Source organism: Pseudomonas sp. JAI115 (assembly GCF_014200835.1).
Classification (GTDB): domain Bacteria; phylum Pseudomonadota; class Gammaproteobacteria; order Pseudomonadales; family Pseudomonadaceae; genus Aquipseudomonas; species Aquipseudomonas putida_A.
Genome location: NZ_JACHCY010000003.1, coordinates 99,768 through 106,610, shown reverse-complemented (window position 1 = coordinate 106,610; position 6,843 = coordinate 99,768). Strand labels below are relative to the sequence as shown.

5 protein-coding genes are annotated in these 6,843 nt (G+C 61.5%); 3 read left to right on the top strand and 2 right to left on the bottom strand.

The features are described 5' to 3' along the window. Positions 1-229: 229 nt before the first annotated feature. On the bottom strand, positions 230-964 hold the full coding sequence (locus HDC30_RS08660; RefSeq protein WP_183782301.1) for a thioesterase II family protein: 735 nt from the start codon (positions 962-964) through the stop codon (positions 230-232). Between the two features lie 133 nt (positions 965-1,097). On the opposite strand from HDC30_RS08660, the gene HDC30_RS08655 reads away from it, so the two are divergent. Further along, positions 1,098-2,231 (top strand): cupin-like domain-containing protein, encoded by a 1,134-nt coding sequence (locus HDC30_RS08655; protein WP_183782298.1) that lies wholly within the window; start codon positions 1,098-1,100, stop codon positions 2,229-2,231. 179 nt (positions 2,232-2,410) lie between these two features. Here the strand turns inward: HDC30_RS08655 and HDC30_RS08650 are convergent, their stop codons facing one another. After that, the gene (locus tag HDC30_RS08650; protein WP_097087672.1) at positions 2,411-3,583 is read right to left on the bottom strand and encodes an MFS transporter; all 1,173 of its coding nucleotides are present in this window, start codon (positions 3,581-3,583) and stop codon (positions 2,411-2,413) included. Between the two features lie 251 nt (positions 3,584-3,834). Here HDC30_RS08650 and HDC30_RS08645 point away from each other — a divergent pair, with 251 nt between their 5' ends. After that, the gene (locus HDC30_RS08645; RefSeq protein ID WP_183782295.1) at positions 3,835-4,635 is read left to right on the top strand and encodes a glucose 1-dehydrogenase; all 801 of its coding nucleotides are present in this window, start codon (positions 3,835-3,837) and stop codon (positions 4,633-4,635) included. Beyond that, entirely contained in the window at positions 4,628-6,454 is a 1,827-nt protein-coding gene (locus HDC30_RS08640; RefSeq protein ID WP_183782292.1) for a glycoside hydrolase family 15 protein, read from the top strand. Before HDC30_RS08645 ends, HDC30_RS08640 begins: the two co-directional genes overlap by 8 nt. The last annotated feature ends 389 nt before the right edge of the window (positions 6,455-6,843 follow it).

Below are 6,843 nucleotides of genomic sequence, written 5' to 3'. Positions count from 1 at the left end.
TTCTCAGCATCCGGATCAGTAGGCAGGAAGCACAAAGGCACGTCGTCCCTATAAAACGAATGCAGACCGGAAAAATTAGCGGATGAGAACAACTGTCAGACAGACAAAACCCTGTGGGAGCGAGCCTGCTCGCGATAGCGACCTGTCAGTCAATGTTGCAGTGACTGATCTATCGCTATCGCGAGCAGGCTCGCTCCCACAGGGTCTCGGATGAATCCGCAGAATCGGTTTACACGACGGCCATCAGGCTGTGCCGACGATGATGGCCCTCCAGCTGATCCTTGATCACCTTGAGCACTTTGGCTTCATGCTCATGAATGAAAAAGTGCCCGCCGGCGAGCATGTCCACTGAAAAGCTGCCACGGGTTTCCTTGCTCCAGCCGATCAGTTGTTCGGTGGTCGCGCGATCCGCCTTGCCGCCCAGTACATGCACCGGGCAGTTGAGCAAGGGCCGCGACAACGGCTCGAATTTGCCGCAGAGCAGAAAATCGGCGCGCAGGATCGGCAGGGTCAGGCTCATCAGTTCGGCATTGGCCAGCACTTCTTCGCTGGTGCCGTTGAGCGTGCGCAATTGATCGATCAGCTCGGCGTCGGTTTTCGGCTCGGCAAAACCGCGATCGTAATCGGCGCGCATCGTCGGCGCCGCCGTGCCCGAGGCAAACAGCGCCGCCGGTTCCGGACAGCCCAATGCGCGCAGCGCGTGAGCGATTTCGCAGGCCAGCAGCGCGCCCAGGCTATGGCCGAACAACGCATACGGCGCTTTGAGATTCGGCCGCAATTCCTTGGCCAGTTGCATCGCCAGCGCCCGCATATCCGTGTGCAGCGGCTCGTCGAAACGTGCACCGCGCCCCGGCAGTTCCACCGGTTGCAGTTGCAGCCATTGCGGCAGTTTTGGCCGCCAGCGGCTATAGACCATGGCGCTGGCGCCGGAGTACGGCAGGCACAGCAGGGTCAGCTTGTTCACCCGGCTTTTCCTCGAAAAATTTGTCTGTAGAGAGAAACGGATTACGCCCCCGGCAAATTAGTCGCGCGCCGGTAAATTGCGCCAACAGGCGCTCGTTAACTGTTCAGGCCAAAACCAATAATGAGGATTCACCGTGGACCTGCAGAGCATCCTGGGCAAGTTGTTCGCCAATGCCAGTGCCGTCGGCATCGAAGGCGTTTTCCAATTCGTGTTTGGCCCGCAGCAGGCCTACTGGTCCGAGGTCAAGGCCAGCAGTCGCACCGCGCCCGGACGCCACCCCAGCCCCGACGTGACCATTGAAGTCGCCGAGAGTGATTTTCTCGGGATCATGGGCGGCCGAGTCAATGTCGAAGAACTGTTCGCCAGCGGACGCCTGAAAATCGGCGGTAACATGGGCCTGGCGACGCTGCTGCCGCAGATCATCGAGCATGCGATGCACGGTGGCGCCGTGGCGCAAAAGGTCGACATGAACAAGCGCTACCCGACCCCGCCACGCTTCAGTGAACAACTCACCGCCGGGCTGCCGGTGCAGACCCGCATCGAGCGCCATGCGCGCGATGAATTGTCGGTCAGCGAATTCAAAAGCAGATACTTGCCCAACGGCATCCCGGTGGTGATCAGCAATGCCCTGCAGGACTGGCCGCTGTTCAAGCTCAGTCGCGAGGAATCACTGGTGCATTTCGCCGAACTGCAGGGCATCACCCGCCACGGCGATTACGTGAAGAAAACCTTTTCCACCGAACGTGATTTCCGCTCGACGTCGATGGCCGAGTTCATTGCCTCGCTGGACCAACCGGCAGTCAAACGGGCTGACGGCGAACCACCGGCCTACATGGGCAACAACATCCTGCCGGCGCAATTGCTACAGCAGATCAAGTACCCGCCCTACTTCGATGCCTCGCTGTTCATCCCGCCACGCATCTGGATCGGCCCCAAAGGCACGCTGACGCCGCTGCACCGTGACGACACCGACAACCTGTTCGCGCAGGTCTGGGGCCAGAAGCAGTTTACTCTCGCCGCCCCGCATCACCGCGAGGCGCTGGGCACCTGGTCGACAGCGCCAAAGGGTGGCCTGGATGGCTGCGACTTCAACCCCGACGCGCCGGACTACGAGCGCTTTCCCGCAGCACGCGATGTGACGTTCCTGCGCGTGACGCTGGAGGCCGGGGATCTGCTGTTTTTACCGGAGGGCTGGTTCCATCAGGTGGAATCGGTGTCGACGTCGCTGTCAGTGAATTTCTGGGTGAATTCGGGACGGGGTTGGTAACCCATCCGCTGTCTGTGTGGATAACTCTGTGGCGAGGGGATTTATCCCCGATCGACTGCGCAGCAGTCGCAAACTCACCCGGCACGCTTCTTCTGAAGGAAAGAGCTGGCTGGATTTGGGGCTGCTTCGCGGCCCATCGGGGATAAATCCCCTCACCACAACAGCTCATCAATGCCGGGTTATTTCAGGTGCCGATAACTCTGAAACGCCGACGCCAACACCACCGCCCCCGCCATAATCGCCAGCCAGAATCCGCTGCGTGCACCGAAAGCATCCACCAGAGCGCCCGAGCCGGCGGCGCCAATCGCCACGCCGATGCTCAAGCCCGTCACCAGCCAGGTCAGGCCTTCAGTCAGTTTGGCCGGCGGCACGATGCGCTCGATCAGCGCCATCGCCACGATCAGTGTCGGCGAGAAGAACAATCCCGCGACAAACACCGCCAGCGACAAACCGAAAATATTGCTCGCCAGCAACAGCGGCAGCGTGGTCACCGCCGTCGCCACCCCACCGTAGAGAAACAGCCGCGGCAACGGAAGTTTCGAGCGCATCGCGCCAAACGCGATACCGGCCAGACACGAACCGATGGCGTACACCGACAACACGATGCTCGCCGCCGCCGGTTGACCCTGCTGCTGGGCGAAGGCGACGCTGACCACATCGACCACACCGACGATGACGCCCATGGCAAGCATCAATGCCAGCAGCCATTGCACGTCGGTCGAGCGAATGATCGAACCCTGATGCTGTGATTCCTGCGGGTGTACCGCCGGCTCGGTGCTGCGCTGGGCGACAAACGCCGTCACCCCGATCGCCAACGCCAACAGCGCGGCCAACGGCCCGGCCTCGGGAAACGCCACTACGCACAAACCCACCGACAGCGGCGGGCCGACGATGAAACAGACTTCATCGAGCACCGATTCCAGCGCATAGGCAGTCTGCAATTGCGGCTGGCCGCGATAGATCTCGGTCCAGCGTGCGCGCACCATCGCCGACATGCTCGGCATGCAACCGGCCAGCGCGGCGAAGATGAACAGCGTCCAGGTCGGCGCCTGCAGACGCGTGCACAGCAGCAACATCAACAGCGCCCCGCCACCGATCAATGCCGACAGCGGCAGCACTTTGCCCTGGCCGAAACGATCCACCAGCCGCGAGACCTGCGGCGCACAAAACGCCGTGGCCAGGGCAAACGTCGCCGCCACCGCACCGGCCAGCGCGTAACCGCCCTTGAGTTGCGAGAGCATGGTGATCACGCCAATGCCGGTCATGGAAATCGGCATGCGCGCGATCATCCCGGCCAGAACAAAAGCACGGGCGCCGGGGGCGGTGAATAATTCGCGGTAGGGGTTTGCCATGGGTACAGCCTCATCAGGGGCCGCCAAGTTGCCATAAAGGTTGATAAGCGTGGAAGCGCACAATTGTTGGTGGAATGTGAAGGCCCCTTCGCGAGCAAGCCCACTCCCACGGGGCCAGCGCATTCTAACCGTGGGAGCGAGCCTGCTCGCGAAGAGGCCGGCATATTCACCACAACACCGCACCGTCGAATGAACTCTCATGGCTTGCGACCAGTCAGCTAAATAGGCCCTCACTCAAGGCGCGACCCTGCATGCAAATATCCCTCGCCCGCCAAGTAGCACTGGTCACCGGCGCCAGCTCCGGCATCGGCCACGCTGCCGCCAAAGCGCTGGCCGCTGCCGGCGCAGCCGTCGTGATCAATTACAACCGTCAGGCCGAACCTGCCGAGGTGCTGGCGCAGCAAATCATCGCCGACGGCGGTCAGGCACTGGCCATCGGCGCCGATGTGTCGAAGGAAGACGAGGTTGAACGGCTGTTCGCCGAGACCCTTGAGGCCTTTGGCTCGCTGGATATCCTGGTGGCCAACTCCGGCCTGCAAAAGGATGCCGCTGCGGTCGACATGACCCTCGAAGACTGGAACACGGTGATCGGCGTCAACCTCACCGGCCAGTTCCTCTGCGCTCGCGCCGCGCTGCGGATTTTCAATCGCCAGGGTGTGCGTGAAGGCGTGTCCCGCGCGGCCGGCAAGATCATTCACATGAGTTCGGTACATCAACGCATTCCGTGGGCCGGGCACGTCAACTATGCGGCGTCCAAGGGCGGCGTCGATCAGTTGATGCAGACCCTCGCCCAGGAAGTCAGCCAGCAGCGCATCCGTATCAACGGCATCGCGCCGGGGGCGATTCGCACGGCAATCAATCAGGAAGCCACTGAAGGCGCGGCCGGTGAAAAGCTGCTGGAGCTTATCCCCTACGGGCGCATCGGCGATGTCGAGGACATCGCCAACGCGGTGGTGTTTCTCGCTTCCGACGCCGCCGACTACATCGTCGGCACCACCCTGTTCATCGACGGCGGCATGAGTCTTTATCCGGAGTTTCATGGCAATGGCTGAGCATCATCCTGAACGACAAAGCCCGATCGACGCCCACGGCATCATCGGCGACCTGCGCAGTGCCGCACTGGTCAACGACAAGGGCAGCGTGGATTTTTTCTGCTGGCCGGAATTCGACAGCCCGTCGATCTTCTGTTCGCTGCTCGACACGCCCGAGGCAGGGATTTTCCAGCTCGCCCCGGACTTGCCCGATGCCCGGCGCGAGCAGATCTACCTGCCCGACACCAACGTTTTGCAGACGCGCTGGCTCAGCGAACAGGCCGTAGTGGAAATCACCGATCTGCTGCCGATCGGCGACAGCGTCGATGACCTGCCGCTGCTGATGCGCCGGGTACGGGTGGTCAGCGGGGAAGCGACGTTTCACATGCGCTGCGCGGTGCGGCATGACTACGCGCGTGCCAACACCCGGGCGCAAATGGATCAACAATCGGTGATTTTCAGCGCCGAGGGTCAGCCATCGCTGCGGCTGGTGGCGGATCAAGCGTTGCAGATCGATGGCGAATCGGCCGTTGCCGCGTTCAGTTTGAAACAGGATCAGCACGCCGAATTCGTCCTCGGTGGCGCCGACGATCCGCGTTTCAAGGATGACGGCGCGAAAATGTGCCTGGAGCGCACGTTGAAGTTCTGGCGCGACTGGATCGGCCAGTCCAACTACCGCGGGCGTTGGCGGGAGATGGTCAATCGTTCGGCCCTCGCGTTGAAGCTGCTGACCTCGCGCAAGCACGGCGCAATCCTCGCCGCCGCCACCTTCGGCCTGCCGGAAACTCCCGGCGGCGAGCGCAACTGGGATTATCGCTACACCTGGATCCGCGACGCCTCGTTCACCGTCTACGCGTTCATGCGCCTAGGTTTTGTCGATGAGGCCAATGCCTACATGGGCTGGCTGCGTGGTCGGGTCAGCGATTGTCAGGGAAATTCGACCAAACTCAACATCCTCTATGCGATCGACGGTCGCCAGGAGCTGCCGGAAACCGAACTCTCTCACCTCTCCGGTCATGGTGGCGCGCAACCGGTGCGCATCGGCAATGGCGCGTACGATCAGATTCAGCTCGATATCTTTGGCGAACTGATGGACGCGGTGTACCTGGTCAACAAGTACGGCGACGCGATTTCCCACCAAGGCTGGAAACACGTGCGCGAAGTGGTCGATCAGGTGTGTGAGACCTGGCAGACCACGGATGTAGGCATTTGGGAAATGCGCGGTGAGCAACATCACTTCCTGCACTCGCGACTGATGTGTTGGGTGGCGCTTGACCGGGCCATCCGCCTGGCCTCGAAACGCTCGCTGCCGGCGCCGTTCGTCCAGTGGGATCAGACCCGGCAGGCGATCTACGCCGACATCTGGGACAACTTCTGGGATGAGGAGCGCGGGCATTTCGTCCAGTACAAGGGCGGTACCGCGCTCGACGGTTCGATGCTGCTGATGCCGCTGGTGCGCTTCGTCAGCGCCAAGGACCCGCGCTGGCTGTCGACCCTTGAAGCGATCGAAAAGCATCTGGTGCGCGACGGCATGGTTTATCGCTATCGCAACGACGACGCCAACATCGACGGTCTGACCGGCACCGAAGGCGCGTTTGCCGCCTGCTCGTTCTGGTACGTCGAATGCCTGGCCCGGGCCGGTCAGGTGGAAAAGGCCCATCTGGAGTTCGAGCAATTGCTGCGTTATGCGAACCCGCTGGGCCTGTACGCCGAAGAGTTCGACAGCAAAGGCCGCCATCTGGGCAACACCCCGCAAGCGCTGACGCATCTGGCGCTGATCAGTGCGGCGAGTTTTCTTGATCGGCGGTTGAGCGGGGAGAAGAGTGTTTGGCAGCCGTAATTTCGCCAGTGTCTGTAGGAAATATGCCGCATCAGCGCGCTTCGCCGGGCTAACCCCTACACAGAAGTAAACAGAATCAGATCTCCTGTGGTGAGGGGATTTATCCCCGATCGGCTGCGCAGCAGTCCTGATTTTTCCGGTGCATTTCGTCAACAGCACCGCGTTGCTTGGCTTTGCGCCTGCTGCGCAGCCGATCGGGGATAAATCCCCTCACCACAGTTTGGGTAGTTTGTTCCTGCTTCTTCTAAAGAACACCCAGGCAAATCCCTCCCCCGCAACCTGCACTTACACCCTGAAATACCCTGTTGCCAGCTGTTACATCCCCCCCTACCATCCACCGCAACGGGCACAGCGGAGCTGTCCAATAAAACCCGAATTCAAGGAACCAG

Coding starts and splice junctions, on each gene's coding strand:
- HDC30_RS08650 (WP_097087672.1), bottom strand. CDS start 3,583: ATGGCAAACCCCTACCGCGAATTATTCACCGCCCCCGGCGCCCGTGCT.
- HDC30_RS08645 (WP_183782295.1), top strand. CDS start 3,835: ATGCAAATATCCCTCGCCCGCCAAGTAGCACTGGTCACCGGCGCCAGC.
- HDC30_RS08640 (WP_183782292.1), top strand. CDS start 4,628: ATGGCTGAGCATCATCCTGAACGACAAAGCCCGATCGACGCCCACGGC.